The following is a 17,695-nucleotide window of genomic DNA, read 5'->3' as shown; positions in this document are numbered from 1 at the left end:
ATTTCCAACCATTCGGACACCAGGACAACCATGAATTTCGATCTTCAGGACCTCAGCGGGACGTTTTCGACATTCGACATCATCGTGTCGCTGTCGTTGTCGTTCGTGCTGTCCGCCGTCATCGGCTGGGTCTACCGATACACGCACAAGAACGTCTCCTACAGCCAGTCCTACGTGCAGACCCTCGTGATGGTCGGCATGATCATCTCGCTGATCATGCTCGTGGTCGGCTCCAACATCGCCCGGGCGTTCGCGCTCGTCGGCGCGCTGTCGGTCGTGCGATTCCGCAACGCCATCAAAGAAACTCGTGACGTCGGGTTCATCTTCCTCGTGATGGCGATCGGCATGACCACCGGCACCCGCTTCTACATCCTCGCGGTGGCCGCGACCGTCGCGATCTGCCTCGTGCTGCTGATCATGAACAAGTTCAACTGGTTCAAGCTCGACGTGCAGCGTCAGGTCGTGAAGGTGCAGGTGCCGCCGGAGCCGGGGTTCGAAGCGCTCGTCGAAGACGTCCTCATCGAGTTCTGCGCGGAATTCGAGCTGGTCTCCACCGAATCCGTCCGTGCGGGAGCACTCAACGAGCTGTACTACACGGCGCAGTTGCGCAAGGGTAAGAAGGCATCCGAGCTGATCGCGGCATTGAGCGCGGTCAACACCGGCCAGCGCGTCACCGTCCTGACCGGATACGACCAGACGGACATCTGATGAGCGGGACGAACACCGCCGGCGAGCCCCGACCGCGGCGTCGGCTCAGACATCGGATCCCGACATCGCTGCGTCAGCACTGGAAGCTGCTGGTGGTGTTCGTCGCGTTCGTCACGATCATGGCGACCGTGTTCGGCAGTGCCCGGATCCGTCCCTACATCGTCGGGGACACAACGGTTATCGCCTCGGAGATCACCGAGAACATCGCCGGAACCGTCGACCTGTTCGACAGTTCTGTGCAGCACGAGGTATCGCTGGAAATCACCGATGCCGAATATCGGGACATGATCACCACGTTCCAGAAGACCGGCGACAAGAAGTGGGTCACCGCAGACCTCACCATCGACGGCACGTTCGTCAACGACGTGTCCGTCCGGCTCAAGGGCAACTCGACTCTGATGGGCGTGCGCGGCGACGACGCCAGGCCCGGTGGTTCGGGCTTCCGGCCCCCGGAAGGTATGGAACTACCGGAAGGATTCGAATTCCCCGAGGGTTTCGATCCCGGACGGATGGGCCCCATGATGTCGTCGGCGTCGGAGGACGATCCGACGTCGCTGCCCCTGCTCATCAGCTTCGACGAGAACGCCTCGGGCCGTGCCTATCAGGGCATGACCGAGTTGTCGGTGCGGCCGGGCACGCCGGTGCTGAACGAGGCGATGGCGTTGTCGCTCACCGCGGAGACCGGCCAGCCGACGCAGCGGTACGCGTACACGGTGTACTCGATCAACGACAGTGCCACCACGACACGACTGTTGCTCGAGCATCCCGACGACGGCTACGCCAACTCGCTGTTCGACGGCGACGGCTATCTGTACAAGGCCGATGCCAGTTCACGTTTCGAGTACGTCGACGACGACCAGTCGTCCTACGCCGATCAGTTCAAGCAGATCAACGCGGTCGGCAGCGGCAACCTGCAGCCGATCGTGAACTTCCTGAAGTGGATGAACACGGCGAGCGACGAGGAGTTCGACGCGCACCTCGGAGACTGGGTCGACGTCGAATCCTTCGCCCGCTACGTCGCGACGCAGAACCTCCTCGTCAACGGCGACGACATGGCCGGCCCGGGCCAGAACTACTACCTCTGGTACGACCTGGGCACCGAGAAGCTCGCCGTCGTCTCGTGGGATCTGAACCTGGCGATGCAGGGCGGTACGAGTGCCGGACCGCACGACTCGGTCGGCATGATGGGACCGGGTGGGCCGGGTGGTGGCATGCCGCCGGGCATGAACGGCACGGGCGCAGCACCCGGTGAGGGCACGCCGCAGGCCGGGGGCACGGCGCCGGAGGGCATGACGCCTCCGGAGGGGATGACACCACCCGAGGGCATGACACCACCCGAGGGCATGACACCTCCCGCAGGGGTGACCCCGCCGCAGGGTGGCGGTGGGATGCCTCAGGGAATGCCGAACGGAGTGCCTGCCTTCCCCGGCGGGCCGGAAGGCGGACCTCCGGGCATGTCGATGGGCAATCCGCTGAAGACCCGCTTCCTCGAGTCGGACGCGTTCACCGCCGTGTACGAGAGCGCGTACTGGGATCTGTTCGAGCAGATCTACGGCAGCGGACGCGCGACTGCATTGCTGGACGTGATCGCCGAGACCGTCCCGGTCACCGACGGTCTCACGCAGGAAGCCCTGCAGGTGAGCATCGATTCGATGCGCACGTGGATCGACCAGCGAACCGAGGCTCTGGCAGCCCTGCGCGATCGGTGAGCGATCCGGGAAGCGACGGTGCGGCGGCGCGGTGTTCACACACCGTGCCGCCGCTTCCGTATCACCCCTTCTTCGGAATCACTGGTCCTTCAACTGCCATTCGGCGAGGTCGATGGCCGTGGCGATCGCCTCGGTGAGCACGGCCAGTCGTTCGTCGGGTCCCGGCGCGGCGAGCAGGGCGTGTCTGTCGGCCTCGCCCATCGGCACCCACCGCGACAGCGCGTAGAGCCGGGCACCCGGGTCGTCGGGCAGGTCGTCGGCGCGCGGTGGGTTCACGCCGTTCTCGACGAGCCGGTCGAGTAGTCCGTACAGCTTCCCGAACAGTCCGGTCAGACCGGACAGGTCCGTGCCGTCGGACGGGGCGTCGGGCCACGGCTCGACCTCGGCGCGCGGATACGGATCGTCCGGCAGCCACTGCAGGATCCGGATACGTTCCTCGGCGATGCATTCGAGCCGGTGGTGGCCGCCGCCGAGTTCGGTGTCGACGACGATCCGCGCGACCGTCCCGACGTCGTGCCGCACGTCGCCGCCGCCGACCTCGTGTCCGCGCGCGATGAGCACGACACCGAAGCGCGGTCCGTCGGGTGCGGCCATGCAGTCGTGGACCAGCTGCTGGTAGCGGGGTTCGAACACCCGCAACGGCAGGTGATCGCCCGGCAGCAGCGCTGTTCCCAGCGGGAACATCGGCAGGATCGGCATCACCGCATCATGGCATCCGCAGGCGCGGTACGGGCGGTTCGGGGATCGGATCGCCGCGCTCGATCTCGGCGAGCAGGTGGTCCGCCCACACGGACAGGCCGTCGATGTCGAGGCCGTGCGGCGGTGCGTCCTCGTAGTGCCGCACCCGGGCCTGCCCCTGCCGGAGCAGTGACGCGGCACCGGACGGATTGCCGCGCAGCAGGTGGGTGAGCCCGACCGCGAGCTGCGCGAGTCCCTGCCACAGGGTGCGTTCCTCGACCGGCGCCGATTTCCACGATCCTTCGAACACCTCGTGTGCGTGGAAGGGGTATCCGTGGTCGAACAGTCGCTGGGCCTCGGTGATGGCCTCGTTGGGGGACAGGTCGAGGTCCTCGGGGATGGGTTCGACGCCCTCCTCGCCGTAGGGGAGCGGGCGGCCCAGCGCGTCGCGGGGCCGGGCGTTCTTCGGTTTGCCGTCGGAGTCCCGATCACGCTCGGTCATGTCGTCGAGCCTACTCCCGGACAACCGCACTCCGTTGCAACATCCGCGCGCGGGTGGCGACATCCGCGCGCCGGAGGATATCGGCGGTTGTCCAGTGGCCGTGCGGATTTCGCTACTCAGTGCACGGCACCGACGAGTCGCAGCGCGAGATCGGCGTAGAGCGCGCCGATGGTTTCGGGGTCCTGGTAGCGGCCCGACGGATACCAGCGGCAGATGTCGACGCACAGCGACATCAGGGCGAGGGTCACGCCCTCGGCGTCGGGCACGGTGAACTCGCCGGAGGCCAGGCCGGCGTCGACGACGTCGCGGACCACCTGCGTCGTCCGTCGTCGCAGTCCGGTGATGACGCGGTAGTGCTCCGGCGTGAGGGCGGTGAGTTCGTACTGGACGACGCGGGCACGGCTGTGGTTCTCGGCCTGCCATTCCGCGAAGCGCCGGATGATCGTGGTGAGACGTTCGGTGGCGTCGGCGTCGGGAATGTCGGCGTCCTGCACGACCCGCAACGCCAGGTCGTGTCCCTCGTAGCCGATCGCGTAGAGCAGTTCTTCCTTGGACTTGTAGTGCGGATACATCGCGGCCGGGCTCATGTCGAGGCGCGCGGCGATCTGGCGGGTGGTGGTGCCGCCGTACCCGTTCTCGGCGAATACCTCGATGGCGGCTTCCCGCAGGCGGGCCGCCGCCTTGGATCCGCTGATCACGTCGTCTCTCGATGTGGCCACTGTCTTCTCCCTGTGTTCCGGCAGTTGACAACTTGCCGCATCGGGGCCACTATAAGCAAACGCTTAGATTATAAGCGCGTGCTTAGATTAGGAGCGGTTGAATGCGACGCACCCTGTACGGTCCCGATCACGAGGCGTTCCGCGAGTCGGCTCGCGAGTTCGTGAACCGGTTCGTGCTGCCCCGTGCCGAGGAACTCATCGAACGTCACGAGATCCCCCGCGACATCTGGATCGAAGCGGGCAAGGCGGGCTTCCTGGGGCTCGAGATCCCCGAGCGGTTCGGTGGCATGGAAGCGAACGACTACCGCTTCAACGCGATCGTCGCCGAGGAGTTCGCCCGGGCGAACATGGCGCTGTCGTCGTCGATCGGCATCCACTCCGACATCACCGTGCCGTACATCGTCCACCTCGGTAACGAGGAGCAGCGCGAGCGCTGGCTGCCGCGTTGCGCCACCGGTGAGCTCATCTGCGCGATCGGCATGACCGAGCCGTCCGGTGGTTCGGACCTCGCCAACCTCAAGACCACCGCGGTCCGCGACGGCGACGACTGGATCCTCAACGGCGCGAAGACCTTCATCACCAACGGCTACAACTGCGACCTGGTTGTCGTCGCGGCCCGCACCGATCCGTCGAAGGGCGCCAAGGGCATTTCGCTGCTCGTCGTCGAGCGCGGCATGGAGGGCTTCGAGAACGGCCGCAAGCTCGACAAGGTCGGCCAGCCCGAGGCCGACACCGCCGAACTGTTCTTCAAGGACGTCCGCGTCCCGGGCAAGAATCTCCTCGGTGAAGAGGGCATGGGCTTCATCTCGATGATGAAGCTGCTCCCGCAGGAGCGCCTCGGCTCCGCCATCAACAACGTGCACCACGCCAAGCACATCCTGCTCGAGACCATCGAGTACGCCAAGGAGCGCAAGGCGTTCGGCCAGGCCATCGGCACGATGCAGTACAACAAGTTCCTGCTCGCCGAGCTCGTCACCAAGATCGAGGTCGCCGAGGCCTACGTCGACCAGGCCGTCGAGGCCCACGCCGACGGTGAGCTCAGCGCGGTCGACGCCGCCAAGGCCAAGTGGTGGACGGCGCAGACGCAGTCCGAGGTTCTCGACGCCTGCGTGCAGATTCACGGCGGCTACGGCTTCATGAACGAGTACCGTGTGGCCCGTGCCTGGAAGGATGCCCGCGTCACCAAGATCTGGGCCGGCACCAACGAGATCATGAAGGAACTCATCGGCCGCGACCTCGGCCTGTAGTCCCCGATACTCCACTCTTTTCGAAGGAGCTTCCGATGCCCGAAGCAGTGATCGTCTCCGCAGTACGTTCGCCCATCGGCCGCGCGATGAAGGGCTCGCTCAAGTCGTTGCGCCCCGACGACATGGCCGCCCAGATGGTCGCCGCCGCACTCGCGAAGGTGCCCGAACTCGACCCCACCGAGATCGACGACCTTCTCCTCGGTTGCGGCCAGCCCGCCGGCCAGTCGGGTTTCAACATCGCGCGGACCGTCGCGGTGCAGCTCGGCTACGACTTCCTGCCGGGTGTGACCGTCAACCGGTACTGCTCGTCGTCGCTGCAGACGACCCGCATGGCGATGCACGCGATCAAGGCCGGCGAGGGCGACGTGTTCATCTCCGCCGGTGTCGAGTCGGTGTCGAGCTACATCACCGGCAACGCCGACGGGCTGCCGAACACGAAGAACCCGCTCTACGCGGACGCCGAGGCCCGCACCGCGAAGCTCGCCGAGGGCGGCACCGCGTGGACCGATCCGCGCCGGGACGGCCTGCTCCCCGACGTCTACATCGCGATGGGCCAGACCGCCGAGAACGTCGCCTCGTACACCGGGATCTCCCGTGAGGACCAGGACCGGTGGGGCGTGCGGTCGCAGAACCGCGCGGAGGATGCCATCAAGTCCGGGTTCTTCGAGAAGGAGATCACCCCGCTGACCCTGCCCGACGGCACCGTCGTCTCCACCGACGACGGCCCGCGCGCGGGCACCACCTACGAGGCAGTCAGCCAGCTCAAGCCGGTGTTCCGCCCGGACGGCACGGTCACCGCCGGCAACGCGTGCCCGCTCAACGACGGTGCCGCGGCGCTGGTGATCATGTCGGACACCAAGGCGAAGGAGCTGGGTCTGACCCCGCTCGCCCGGATCGTCTCGACCGGCGTGTCGGGTCTGTCGCCCGAGATCATGGGCCTCGGCCCGATCGAGGCCGTGAAGAAGGCGCTGGCGCTGGCCGGTAAGTCGATCTCCGACATCGACCTGTTCGAGATCAACGAGGCGTTCGCCGTGCAGGTGCTCGGTTCGGCCCGCGAGCTGGGTATCGACGAGGACAAGCTCAACGTCTCCGGCGGTGCGATCGCACTCGGCCACCCGTTCGGTATGACCGGTGCGCGCATCACGAACACGCTGATCAACAACCTGCAGGCCCAGGACAAGCAGTTCGGCGTCGAGACCATGTGTGTCGGCGGCGGCCAGGGCATGGCGATGGTCCTCGAGCGCCTGAGCTGACGCCCGCATAGGCAAGGGCAAACACACCATTAGGCCGTATGTCTGAAAAGGCATGCGGCCTAATGTTTTTCGGGCGTGTCCATTTGAATTCCACCACCTCTCCGGGCTATACACATCGGTAGCCCCGTACTTTCCGAGGAGACAACTGTGTCCGCTCTCGACAGGTTCCGCCTCGACGATCGCGTCGCGATCGTCACCGGCGCATCGTCCGGTCTCGGTGTCGCGTTCGCGCAGGCGCTGGCAGAAGCCGGCGCCGATGTGGTGCTCGCGGCTCGCCGCGCCGACCGGCTCGCGGAGACCGCCGAACTCGTCCGCGCCGCCGGCCGTCGCGCCGTCACCGTCGAAACCGACATCGCCGATCCGGACCAGGCGCAGCGCATGGTCGACACCGCCGTCGAGCAACTCGGCAAGGTCGACATCCTCGTCAACAACGCCGGCATCGGCACCGCGGTCCCCGCCACGAAGGAGACCCCGGACCAGTTCCGCCGCGTCATCGACATCAACCTCAACGGCTCCTACTGGGCCGCGCAGGCCGCCGGTCGCGTCATGCAGCCGGGCAGCTCGATCGTCAACATCTCCTCGATCCTCGGCATCACCACCGCGGGCCTGCCGCAGGCCGCGTACGCCGCGAGCAAGGCCGGAGTCATCGGGCTGACCCGCGACCTCGCGCAGCAGTGGGGTCTGCGCAAGGGCATCCGCGTCAACTCGATCGCCCCGGGCTTCTTCGCGACCGAGATGACCGACGAGTACCCGGACGGCTACATCGACAGCATGAAGTCGCGGATCGTCCTGGGCCGCACCGGTGACCCGGCCGAACTCGCCGCAACCCTCGTGTGGCTCGTGTCCGACGCGGCCGGGTATGTGACGGGGCAGACCCTCGCGGTCGACGGCGGCCTTACCATCAACTGACCGTTCCACCATCTACTGGAGGTTTCGTAGTGAGCTCGACAGTCCGCACCGCCATCGTCACCGGAGCCGCCCGCGGCATCGGTGCCGCCGTCGCCAAGCGTCTCGCCGAGGACGGCCTCCAGGTCGCCGTGCTCGATCTCGACGCCGACGCCTGCGCCGACACCGTCGCCGCCATCGAGTCCGTCGGCGGCAAGGCCCTCGCGGTCGGCGCGAACGTCGCCGACGAGCAGTCGGTCGCCGCTGCGGTGGAGAAGGTCGCCACCGAACTCGGCGAGCCGACGGTCCTGATCAACAACGCCGGCATCACCCGCGACAACCTGCTGTTCAAGATGACCGTCGAAGACTGGGACGCGGTCATGGCCGTGCACCTGCGCGGCGCGTTCCTGATGACGCGTGCCTGCCAGAAGTACATGGTGGACAACAAGTTCGGCCGCATTGTCAACCTGTCGAGCACGTCCGCGCAGGGCAACCGCGGTCAGGTGAACTACTCCGCTGCCAAGGCCGGCATGCAGGGCTTCACCAAGACCCTCGCGATCGAGCTCGGCAAGTTCGGTGTCACCGCCAACGCGATCGCCCCGGGCTTCATCGAGACCGAGATGACCGCCGCGACCGCCGAGCGTGTCGGCGTCCCGTTCGAGGACTACAAGAAGGCCGCCGCGGCGCAGATCCCGGTCGCGCGCGTCGGCAAGCCGGAGGACATCGCCCACACCGCGTCGTTCCTCGCGTCCGAGGGTTCCGGTTTCGTGTCCGGCCAGGTCATCTACGTTGCCGGTGGTCCGAAGGACTGAATCGAGCCGAACGCGGCGCTGCGGTCCCCGGTGGGGGCCGCAGCGCCGCTGTCGTTCAGGCGTCTAACCGAGCGGGGGAAGCTTCACGACCTGCCCCGCGTACGCGAGCCCGGCGCCGAACCCCACCAGCAGTGCGGTGTCGCCGGGTTTCGCCTTGCCGGACCGGAGGAGTTCTTCCATCGCGAGCGGAATCGACGCGGCGCTCGTGTTGCCGGTCTCGGCGATGTCCCCCGCGACCGCGACCGAATCGGGCAGGGCCAGCGCGCGAACCAGCGCGTCGGTGATGCGGCTGTTGGCCTGGTGTGGCACGAAAGCGTCCAGGTCGTCGACGGTGACCCCGGCCTTGCCGAGAGCGTCGCGGCACGCCTTCTCCAGGAACGTGACGGCCCACCGGAACACCGCGGCACCGTTCATGCGGATGTAGGGCCGTTCGGGCACGGTCCCGCTGCCGCCCGCCGCCTCGACTTCGGCGAAGTAGCGCGCGAAGTCCTTGTCCTGCTTGATGGCGTCGGTCTGGGAGCCGTCGGAGCCCCACGCGACCGGTCCGATGCCCTCGGTGTCGGAGGGTCCGACCACGGCGGCGCCGGCCCCGTCGGCGAAGATGAACGCGCACGTGCGGTCGGTGGGGTCGAGCAGATCCGACAGTCGTTCGACGCCGATCACGAGAACGTGACGGGCCTGTCCTGCCCGGACCAGGGCCGCCGCGTTCCCCAGTGCGTAGCAGAAGCCCGCGCAGCCCGCGGAGATGTCGAACGCCGCGGTGTCGTGCATACCGAGTTCGGTGGCCACGACCGCCCCGGCGGAGGGGCCGAGCACCATCTGCGACGACGTGGCCAGCACGACCGCGTCGATCTGGTCCACGTCCAGCCCGGCTGCGGACAGCGCCTCGCGGGAGGCGGCGACGCTCATCGACACGATCGTCTCGTCGGGTTCGGCCCAGCGGCGGGTGGCGATGCCCGAGCGGGTCCGGATCCACTCGTCGGAGGAATCGATGCGGTCGACGATCTCGGCGTTGGGTACCACCCGGCGGGGGCGGTATGCCCCGATTCCGAGCAGTGCGGCGTGCGTGACCGCGGGTGCGGTGTTGATAGCGGTGGGCATGGTGTCCTCTCCGGCCGGTATCGATGGATTCCGGCCGGATCCATCATGGAACCGGACGGCGGGTTTCGGCACGGACTTCCCGTATTGCGCACCCTACGAGCTTTCCGGGGCTCCCGGCACTACCCCTTGGGTGAGGTTTCCAGCCGCCATGCGGACGCGGCGTCGCGCTGTCGCCAGAACTCCGCGAAGCGACCCCCTGCGGCGAGCAGCTCGTCGACGCCGCCGTCCTCGACGCCGCGGCCGCGCTCGAGGAACACGACCCGGTCGGCGGTGCGGATGCCGGCCAGCCGGTGCGTGACGATCACCCGGGTGCGCGGCGTCGGGTCGGCGGTCAAGGCCTGCACGACCGCGGTTTCGTTCTCCGTGTCCAACGCGCTGGTGGCCTCGTCGACGAGCAGCACCGGTGCCGGTTTCAGCAGCGCCCGCGCGATCGAAACACGTTGCCGCTCAACTCCGGACAGGGCACCACGGCGTCGTGGTCGCGGGCACCGAACCCACGCATCATCGCCCCTGAAAACCTCGTTCGGTCATCAGATCCCCATTCCCATCGCCGCCAGCTCGGCCATGACCTGATCGAGCGGCCGCCCGGGAGGCGCGACCGACACGACTCCCCGGACCATCGCTGCCAGAACGAGTCTCACGAACTGTGTGTGTTCGACCGACGGAAGGTTGCGGTGTGCCTCCGCCAGGTCTTCGTCCGTCTTCAGCTGGGCGGTAACCTCCTGGCGCTGCGCATCGAGTTCGTCGGCGTGCTCGCGCTGGGAGTCCTCGGCCACCGCATAGTTGATGGAGACACCGGCGATCACGCTGGACAGCGCGATCGCGACGTCGGGGCTGTATCCGCGTTTGCTCAACGCTTCGATCTGGTGCGCCATCAGGAGGCGACCGGCCTCGCCGCGGGGAAACAGGATCTGCATGTACACACCGAGGCCGGGGTGCCGGACGATGAAATGCCACATCTGCAGGCCGAAGGACAGCAGGTGCTGCTCGATGTCGTGATCCGGATCGTCGTGGAGCTTCAGGTCGCCGAGCAGGCTTTCGCCGACGAGCCGTTCGAGCCCCCACCGTCCGTCGACCGCCCGGTACAGGGCGGTCGAGGACACACCGAGCTCCGCCGCGACGGCGTTCATGCTCAGCCTGCGCATCCCGAGTTCCCGGCCGACGCGAATGATGTCGTCGACCTCGAACATGCGCGGACGTCTGCCGATCACGTGCCTGTACCCCTGCTTCTCGTTAAGTTATGCCCTATAACTTAGGTCAGTCTAAGTTCCGCCCCACTGCGGTGCAACACCGTCGTCCCAGATGGGGATCGTGCTTGTGGGGTTTCAGCGCGGCCCTCGCGCCGCCGGTGACGGTCGGTCGGGGGTGACGGTATCGGCGCGTCGCAGTCGGCGTACACGGTCAGCAAGCACGTCGTCCGGGTCCTCGCACAGTCGCTGGCGGCGGACCTCGAGTCCGTCGACGCGAACATCGGTGTGTCCGTACTCCTGCCCGGCCCCGTGCGCACCCGCATCTTCGACGACGCAGGCACCGCCGGAACGGAAGGGGCCGAAGGTTATCGGCAGCAGATGGCTGCATACCTGGCCGGTGGCGGACTCACACCCGCGGAGGTCGCCAAGTTGGTCTTCGAACAGATCATCGCGGGCGCTCGGTGGATCCATCCTCACCCGGAGATGTGGTCGGCCAACCTGAACCAGCACGTGGCGGAGTTGGTCGCGGGGCTGCCGGAAGCCTGAACCTCGCTGTCGGTGACGGGAATCTTCACTCGAATGGACCGAATGATGGTTCCGTCACCGGGTACCGACAACAGGGCACATCTGCCCTATGCGCGATCGTCTCGATTCTCTCCAGTAGATTTTGCTGCGAGTTCGGCAAGGGTCGCCGACACCAGGGAAAGGGGCCGACAACGCTATGTTCTACAAACCGGCCCCGCTGGCACACGACGCGGAGATGCGGGTCGAGGAAGCACTACAGCAATGACGGATTTGGCGAGTCTCGGGCTCGAAGATCGAAGTGTCAGATTGATTGCAGGGCAACGGGTGTGGGACGAACTCGCCCCACTCCTCGAGCCACGCTCGTGCGCCATTTTGGCGGCGGTCGCGTACGTCGGCTCGCATGGTGGTGATCTGACCAAGCTCTAGCGGGGCTCTTCGATCATCGTCGATGCGAGCGCGTCAGCGGTGCGAGCCGGATCGACCGACCCCCTTGTACTTGCAAGGTGGATCGAGGCGGGCGTACGTGTGTATTCGCTGGAGGGCGTGCACGCCAAGATGATCCTTGCCGAGTCTACCGGCGAATCGCACCCGCCCTTCTTGCTTGTCGGGTCCGCGAACCTCTCGGGATCCTCGGCGACGACGCTCACCGAGAGCGTCGTGCTGACCGACAGTCGCGACTGCGTCGACGAAGCCCGAAGCAAATTGCTCGCGTGGAAAACACGCGCGGAACCACTCACGCTCGATCACGTACGTGCGCTCATCGAGCAATGCGGTGTGGATCGGTCACCGGACCACATGGAATCCGAGCCGACCGAGACTCTCGACGAGTCGTCGTCGAGCGCGGGCGAGACGATCCCTGACGAGACGGGTGCTGCGTCGAGACCGCGCCCGACGCAGCTTCTGCTCGTTCGGATGGCGGAAGAGTTGGATCCTCCGGCCGAAGTCTTGCACCTCCGAGAGCGCCTTTCGGCCGAGTTGGGCTGTGACGATCCGGATTCGGATTCAGTTCTGTTCGTGTTCCGCGAGATCGAGGAACCCGAGTACCGCTTACCGCTCTCCGTGGGGGCTTGCGTGATCGCCGTAGATGCGAGTGCGAAGGGGAAGGTGACAAAGGGGAGCCAGGTAGTGCCGCCGGGGCCCGTCGTCTACCTGTACGACGATGACAACGGGGACAGATACTGCTACTTGCACCTCACGGAGTCATCGCGTGACGTGTCGTGGGCAGACGTCATCGGGGTGTTCGAGGCGCTGGGAGAGAAGCCTGAGTTCGAGCGCAACTACTTCCGCAAGTCTGCAGTGGACGCGCTCCTCAGCCTCTGGCCTGAGTACTGAGAGACGATGAGTGTGGGTACGCCGCTGGATTCCGGGGCGAACCCACACCGTCGGTACGGCCAATCACTCGGGGGAATGCGGTGGATCATCACTGAGGATCTCGACGTACCCGTCCGTCCCGTTCACCCGTATCCGTTGCCTGTCCCGAATGAGCCGTGTTGCATTCTCGACGCCCACGATCGCCGGCAGCCCGTACTCTCGCGCGATCACCGCACCGTGGGTCATCAGACCGCCCACTTCCGTCACCAGGCCCTTGATGGCGACGAACAGGGGTGTCCAACTCGGATCGGTGTAGGCGGTGACCAGGATGTCGTCGGCCGCGAGATCGGCGTGCGCGATGTCCAGGACGACGCGGGCACGGCCCTCGACGGTCCCGCTCGACACCGCCATGCCGGCGAGCGCACCTTCCGGAAGGTCCTCGCGACGGTAGGCCCCGGTGAGGGCTTCACCGTCCGAGGTGAGCACCCGGGGCGCCGTCAGCGCCTTATACGTGCGGAACTCGTCCCGTCGCTCGTCGATCAGGTCGTTGCGCTCACGCTGTGTCGCAACGAGATCGGCGAGTTCGTCGAACCTCAGGAAGAAGATGTCCTCCCGATCGCTGACTACACCGTTCCGGACGAGGCGGTCGGCCTCGCGCAGCAACGCCTGCTTGTACACGAAGTAGCGGCACACCATCCCGTACTTCGGATACTCCCGGTACCCCGCGAAGTCCCGGACACGGTCGATCATCCGCTTCGTCTCTTCGGCCTTGGTGTCCCCATCGGGTAAGGCGCGCAAGCGTTCCAGAACCTCGCGTTCCTTCTCGTCGGAGTTGCGTCGACCCTGCTCGAAGCGCTGATTGGCGGCACCTGGACCGAAACCCTTGATATTTCCCAGGATCGGCGGGACGAGGGTCGTCGGAGCTTCGCTCCAGCGGGGCCGGGTGATGTCGATTTCGCCGACGCATCGCATGCCGTACTTGTCGAGGTAGTCCTCGACGGCGGCGCGGGCTTCGCTGCCCCCGTCGAACTTTTCGAGCTCGTCGAGGAAGGCGTCGTCGTCGAAACCCGAGTCCTCGACCTGCTGCAGGAAGGCCACCACCTGCGGATGCGGGCGGATGGCGTCGGCCACGTCCAGCAGCGCCAGCCCCATTTCCGAGGTCGCATTGTGCGGAACCGATTGGGTGAGCGTGTCGGCTGCATTCCGTTCGCCCAGCCGCTCGTCGAGCCGGTCGTTCAGCCAGTCGGCAGCACCCATCCCGGCCATGATCGCTTGGAGACCGCGCGGATCGAACAGGACCCGCCTGAGTTCCTCGATATCGTCCCGAATGAAGTCGATCAGCTCCGTCCCGGTCTTGGTTGCGATGTCACGCTTCAAGACCTCGAGGGAAGCCTCGCTCTGCGCGATGAGTTCGGTGACGATCGCCGGATCCGGCGCGATCGGGTCAGGGGCGCCCACCGCTGCAGGGATGGAACCGTCGTCCGGACCTTGCGGGACGAAGCCGCGGTCCAGAATCGTCTGCAGCGCATCGCCGATGAGCGGATCGGACTTTCCGAGCGCGGCAACGATCGCGGGCCCGGCCGTCGCCGACGCAAGCCGCTCGGTGACGTCGACGAACAGCCGGCCCCCGGCGTCACGCATTGGTGCCCGACTTGTCATCTGCCAGAAGGAAAGTCCGAGTGGCTTCATGGCATCGGTCATCATCTGCTGATGTCCGACCGAGACGTACACGCGATTCTCGTCGTCGTCGGATTCCGGGATCGGGAACAGCGTGGTGATGGGCCGGCTCTGAACGACCCGGAAATCGCCGTCGCGCAGGCACCATTCGATGTCCTGCGGGCAGCCGAAGTGCGTTTCGATCCGGCGGCCCAACCGCGCGAGCTGGAGGATCTGTGTGTCCGTCAGCACCGGTTGGGTCTGCCGCTCCGGCGGATTCTCCCGCATCTGTGTCCCACCATCCGGTGTGGCGTACAGAGCGCGTGGCTTGGTCGCGATCGTCCTGCCGACCACGGCACCGTCGCGCACCGTATAGACATCCGGGTTCACCTGGCCGGACACCAACGCCTCCCCGAGACCGAATCCGGCATCGATGGAGGTGACCGTCCGGTTGGAGGTGACGGGGTCGGCCGTGAACATGATCCCGGACGCCTCCGGGACCACCATCCGCTGCACGACCACGGCCATGTGCACCTTGCGGTGGTCGATCCCGTTGCGCATCCGGTAGGTGACGGCACGTTCGGTGAACAGCGATGCCCAGCACCTGACGACATGCCGGAGGACTTCGTCGGACCCCACGACGTTCAGGTACGTGTCCTGCTGACCAGCGAACGACGCGGACGGCAGATCCTCCGCGGTCGCGCTGGACCGCACGGCACAGGCTGTGTCGTCACCCAAGCGCGACAGTGCTTGCCTGATCGCCGCTGCCACCTCCTCCGGGACGACGCAGTCCTCGATCGTGCGACGAACCTGCGCGCTCACCGCGCCGATCTGCTCCCGATCGTCCGGAGTGAGGGGTGTGAGCTGCTCGAACAGGGCGTCGAGCGCCGGCGTTCCTGTCGTGACTCGGCGATAGGCGTCGGTTGTCACGCAGAAACCGTCGGGGACGAGGACGCCGTCGATGCGCGACAACTCTCCGAGGTTCGCGCCCTTGCCGCCGACCAGCGCGATCTGCGTCCGGTCGATCTCCTCGAAGCCCAATACGTAGTGCATGCTGCCGCCCTTCCCTGCTGGTCCCGCATTCTGCGGGCGATTATGAGCCGAAAATCGGGGCCTCATGAGGCTCGCCATTCGTGTATAGATTGGAAGTGGGAGCAAGCCGCACGGAGCGCAATTCCCGCTCTCTCACTCTCCTCTTCGAACAGTGGCCGAACCGTCGAGGTCGTGGACCATAGGCGTCGGCAATGAGTTCGATCGGCGATGCGTCCTTGCGCCGCTTCCCGGCAGGTGTTGAACTGCACATACCGCTGTCTTCTCGGGGAATCGACCTCGGATCCGTCAGCAGCACCGCACAATTCGACGGGAGTGCCTCGATGCGCATCGGAACCATGATCACCTACAGCGGCGGGTTCGCCGAGACCGTCGCCGAGGTCGCCGATCTGGAACGCGCCGGTCTGGACGTCGTCTTCATGGCGGAGGCCTACTCGTTCGACGCTGTCAGCCAGCTCGGATATCTCGCCGCGAAGACGTCGCGGGTGCAGCTCGCATCCGGGATCTTCCAGATCTACACACGCACCCCCTCACTGATGGCGATGACCGCCGCCGGCCTCGACTACGTGTCCGACGGACGGTTCGTACTCGGCATCGGTGCGTCGGGGCCGCAGGTGATCGAAGGATTCCACGGCGTGCCCTACACGGCGCCGCTCGGACGCACCCGCGAGCTCGTCGACATCTGCCGGCAGGTGTGGCGCCGGGAACCGGTGCGCTACGACGGCAAGTACTACCAGATTCCGCTGCCTCCGGAGAAGGGCACGGGCCTCGGGAAGCCGCTGAAGATCATCAATCATCCGGTGCGTGAGCGCATCCCGATCGTCATCGCCGCACTGGGACCGAAGAATGTCGCCCTCACCGCGGAAATCGCTGAGGGCTGGCAGCCGATCTTCTACAACCCGGAGCGCGCGAACGACGTGTGGGGTGAGGCGCTCGCGAAGGGTAAGGCCAAGCGCGATCCCTCCCTCGGCGACCTGGAGGTCTACGCAGGCCCCGCGCTCGCGATCGGTGACGACGTCGATCACCTGCTCGACCTGGTCAAGCCCCACCTCGCGCTGTACATCGGGGGTATGGGTGCCCGCGGCAAGAACTTCTACAACGACCTCGCCTGCCGATACGGGTACGAGGCCGACGCCAAGATCATCCAGGATCTGTATCTGGACGGAAAGAAGGACGAAGCTGCCGCGGCGGTGCCGGACGAGCTGGTCCGGGCGATTTCGCTGATCGGCCCCGAGGGCTACGTGCGCGAGCGGGTCGCGGCATTCGCGGAGGCGGGTGCGACGACCTTGAACGTGAAGTTCCTCAGCCCCGACCCGGCAGGACGCGTCGAGCAGCTCGAGAAGCTGCGCGCCATCGTCGACGCGTGACGTCGGCCGGGTGCCGGTAACGGCAGGATCGCTACGCTCGATCTGAGCAGCGAGGTCACGGCACGACACGTGCCCCCGGATCGGTGAAGGAGTGCACGTGAAGCCCTACCTGAGGGTGCTCGCGGGGATGTTCGCGGGCATCACGTTGTGGTTGGCATTCGTGGAGCTGATCCACGGCAAGTTCTCGGCCTCTTTCACCCAGCTCGTGTTCACCGCAATCCTTGCGTACCTCGCTGTCGGCAAACCCATTCGGGACTACCGGGCGCGGAAGCAGGCCGAGTATGCGGGCCTGGCTGCCCGCGCGGAGGCCGGGCACCTCGCATACCTGGCCGGGGATCCGGCGGCCTTCGCGCCGCCACCCCCGGCACCGCAGTCGCCGAAGGTCCGCCGAGGCGTCGTCATTGCGGCGCTCGTCGCCGCCGCGTTCGTGATCTTCGGGATCATCTCCGACATCTCCGACGGGCTCGAATCCCCGTCGGACGACGATGCCATGACCACGCCCACCGCACCGCCCAACACTTCGGGCGCTGCGCCCGTGACGGCAGCCGCGGCGGCCACGGCACACACACCCAGCCCATCGGCGACGGCGATCATGCCGGATGTTGTATGCATGAATCTTCAAGAGGCGCAGGACACGATCCAGACCGCTGGCGTCTTCTATTCGAAGAGCGTCGATGCGACGGGCGCGGGCCGCGCTCAGTTGTTGGATCGGAACTGGGTGGTTGTCGAGCAGACTCCGAAGGCCGGTGTCGTCATCGGCGAAGGGGATGCGGTCCTGTCGGTTGTGAAAGAGGATGAGCCTCATAGCTGTTGATGCAGGCTGACAGTTCTGTGGACGGGCAACGCGTAGGAAACGGACGCCCTGCGGGCGGCTGCTTTGAACCGATCGGAGACCCTACGGGTCGCTGAGTCTGCTCGGCCCCTTCCCCAACGCTGCCCGGTCGCCATACCCCGATAGACCGTCTCGGCCAGCACTTCTGGC

At 66.4% G+C, this 17,695-nt stretch carries 16 protein-coding genes and 1 pseudogene; 10 read left to right on the top strand and 7 right to left on the bottom strand.

The features are described from left to right. Window positions 1-30 precede the first annotated feature (30 nt). Window positions 31-708 carry a DUF4956 domain-containing protein gene (locus M1M07_RS11105; RefSeq protein WP_248674193.1) on the top strand — a complete coding sequence of 226 codons (678 nt, stop codon included), beginning with the start codon at window positions 31-33 and terminating at the stop codon, window positions 706-708. Beyond that, window positions 708-2,417, top strand: a complete 1,710-nt coding sequence (locus M1M07_RS11100; RefSeq protein WP_248674192.1) for a CotH kinase family protein — start codon at window positions 708-710, stop codon at window positions 2,415-2,417. The genes M1M07_RS11105 and M1M07_RS11100 overlap by 1 nt, the downstream gene beginning before the upstream one ends. 78 nt (window positions 2,418-2,495) lie before the next feature. Here M1M07_RS11100 and M1M07_RS11095 read toward each other — a convergent pair whose 3' ends face one another. The 3 genes from M1M07_RS11095 to M1M07_RS11085 form a co-directional block, all read right to left on the bottom strand. After that, on the bottom strand, window positions 2,496-3,116 hold the full coding sequence (locus tag M1M07_RS11095; RefSeq protein WP_248674191.1) for an LON peptidase substrate-binding domain-containing protein: 621 nt from the start codon (window positions 3,114-3,116) through the stop codon (window positions 2,496-2,498). Window positions 3,117-3,123: 7 nt separating this feature from the next. Further along, complete coding sequence (locus tag M1M07_RS11090; protein ID WP_248674190.1) at window positions 3,124-3,597, bottom strand: DUF309 domain-containing protein; 474 nt, start codon at window positions 3,595-3,597, stop codon at window positions 3,124-3,126. Between the two features lie 116 nt (window positions 3,598-3,713). After that, window positions 3,714-4,316, bottom strand: a complete 603-nt coding sequence (locus tag M1M07_RS11085) for a TetR/AcrR family transcriptional regulator (RefSeq protein ID WP_248674189.1) — start codon at window positions 4,314-4,316, stop codon at window positions 3,714-3,716. 101 nt (window positions 4,317-4,417) lie between these two features. Here M1M07_RS11085 and M1M07_RS11080 point away from each other — a divergent pair, with 101 nt between their 5' ends. The 4 genes from M1M07_RS11080 to fabG all read left to right on the top strand — a co-directional run bounded on the left by M1M07_RS11080 (window position 4,418) and on the right by fabG (window position 8,513). Then, window positions 4,418-5,563 carry an acyl-CoA dehydrogenase family protein gene (locus M1M07_RS11080; RefSeq protein WP_197252933.1) on the top strand — a complete coding sequence of 382 codons (1,146 nt, stop codon included), beginning with the start codon at window positions 4,418-4,420 and terminating at the stop codon, window positions 5,561-5,563. A gap of 35 nt (window positions 5,564-5,598) precedes the next feature. After that, entirely contained in the window at window positions 5,599-6,816 is a 1,218-nt protein-coding gene (locus M1M07_RS11075; RefSeq protein WP_197252934.1) for an acetyl-CoA C-acetyltransferase, read from the top strand. Window positions 6,817-6,963: 147 nt separating this feature from the next. Continuing rightward, window positions 6,964-7,725, top strand: coding sequence for a 3-oxoacyl-ACP reductase family protein (locus tag M1M07_RS11070; protein WP_197252935.1), 762 nt, complete (start codon window positions 6,964-6,966; stop codon window positions 7,723-7,725). A gap of 29 nt (window positions 7,726-7,754) precedes the next feature. Further along, window positions 7,755-8,513, top strand: a complete 759-nt coding sequence (gene fabG / locus M1M07_RS11065) for a 3-oxoacyl-ACP reductase FabG (RefSeq protein ID WP_197252936.1) — start codon at window positions 7,755-7,757, stop codon at window positions 8,511-8,513. Between the two features lie 63 nt (window positions 8,514-8,576). On the opposite strand, the gene M1M07_RS11060 is transcribed toward fabG, so the two are convergent. The 3 genes and pseudogenes from M1M07_RS11060 to M1M07_RS11050 form a co-directional block, all read right to left on the bottom strand. Next, window positions 8,577-9,614 carry a beta-ketoacyl-ACP synthase III gene (locus M1M07_RS11060; RefSeq protein WP_197252937.1) on the bottom strand — a complete coding sequence of 346 codons (1,038 nt, stop codon included), beginning with the start codon at window positions 9,612-9,614 and terminating at the stop codon, window positions 8,577-8,579. A gap of 119 nt (window positions 9,615-9,733) precedes the next feature. Beyond that, window positions 9,734-10,078: pseudogene (locus M1M07_RS11055) on the bottom strand (ATP-binding cassette domain-containing protein); the annotation flags it as partial. Window positions 10,079-10,144: 66 nt separating this feature from the next. Further along, on the bottom strand, window positions 10,145-10,825 hold the full coding sequence (locus M1M07_RS11050) for a TetR/AcrR family transcriptional regulator (protein ID WP_248674188.1): 681 nt from the start codon (window positions 10,823-10,825) through the stop codon (window positions 10,145-10,147). Between the two features lie 264 nt (window positions 10,826-11,089). Here M1M07_RS11050 and M1M07_RS11045 point away from each other — a divergent pair, with 264 nt between their 5' ends. Further along, window positions 11,090-11,350, top strand: coding sequence for a hypothetical protein (locus M1M07_RS11045; protein WP_368862562.1), 261 nt, complete (start codon window positions 11,090-11,092; stop codon window positions 11,348-11,350). A gap of 504 nt (window positions 11,351-11,854) precedes the next feature. After that, entirely contained in the window at window positions 11,855-12,661 is an 807-nt protein-coding gene (locus M1M07_RS11040; protein WP_248674187.1) for a hypothetical protein, read from the top strand. 63 nt (window positions 12,662-12,724) lie between these two features. Here the strand turns inward: M1M07_RS11040 and rph are convergent, their stop codons facing one another. Next, window positions 12,725-15,349 (bottom strand): rifamycin-inactivating phosphotransferase, encoded by a 2,625-nt coding sequence (gene rph / locus M1M07_RS11035; RefSeq protein WP_248674186.1) that lies wholly within the window; start codon window positions 15,347-15,349, stop codon window positions 12,725-12,727. Window positions 15,350-15,669: 320 nt separating this feature from the next. Between rph and M1M07_RS11030 the strand changes: the two genes are divergently transcribed. Next, window positions 15,670-16,713 carry an LLM class F420-dependent oxidoreductase gene (locus M1M07_RS11030; protein ID WP_248674185.1) on the top strand — a complete coding sequence of 348 codons (1,044 nt, stop codon included), beginning with the start codon at window positions 15,670-15,672 and terminating at the stop codon, window positions 16,711-16,713. 97 nt (window positions 16,714-16,810) lie between these two features. Beyond that, on the top strand, window positions 16,811-17,527 hold the full coding sequence (locus tag M1M07_RS11025) for a PASTA domain-containing protein (protein WP_248674184.1): 717 nt from the start codon (window positions 16,811-16,813) through the stop codon (window positions 17,525-17,527). The last annotated feature ends 168 nt before the right edge of the window (window positions 17,528-17,695 follow it).

The organism is Rhodococcus sp. HM1, assembly GCF_023218075.1.
Classification (GTDB): Bacteria; Actinomycetota; Actinomycetes; order Mycobacteriales; family Mycobacteriaceae; genus Rhodococcus.
Note: the sequence above shows the minus strand (reverse complement) of the source record. Positions and strands in the feature narration are given on the sequence as shown.

Excerpts from the sequence above, each read along its gene's own strand:
- M1M07_RS11095 (WP_248674191.1), bottom strand. The coding sequence starts at position 3,116 with ATGCCGATCCTGCCGATGTTCCCGCTGGGAACAGCGCTGCTGCCGGGC.
- M1M07_RS11090 (WP_248674190.1), bottom strand. The coding sequence starts at position 3,597 with ATGACCGAGCGTGATCGGGACTCCGACGGCAAACCGAAGAACGCCCGG.
- M1M07_RS11080 (WP_197252933.1), top strand. The coding sequence starts at position 4,418 with ATGCGACGCACCCTGTACGGTCCCGATCACGAGGCGTTCCGCGAGTCG.
- M1M07_RS11060 (WP_197252937.1), bottom strand. The coding sequence starts at position 9,614 with ATGCCCACCGCTATCAACACCGCACCCGCGGTCACGCACGCCGCACTG.
- M1M07_RS11075 (WP_197252934.1), top strand. The coding sequence starts at position 5,599 with ATGCCCGAAGCAGTGATCGTCTCCGCAGTACGTTCGCCCATCGGCCGC.
- M1M07_RS11105 (WP_248674193.1), top strand. The coding sequence starts at position 31 with ATGAATTTCGATCTTCAGGACCTCAGCGGGACGTTTTCGACATTCGAC.
- M1M07_RS11030 (WP_248674185.1), top strand. The coding sequence starts at position 15,670 with ATGCGCATCGGAACCATGATCACCTACAGCGGCGGGTTCGCCGAGACC.
- rph (WP_248674186.1), bottom strand. The coding sequence starts at position 15,349 with ATGCACTACGTATTGGGCTTCGAGGAGATCGACCGGACGCAGATCGCG.
- M1M07_RS11100 (WP_248674192.1), top strand. The coding sequence starts at position 708 with ATGAGCGGGACGAACACCGCCGGCGAGCCCCGACCGCGGCGTCGGCTC.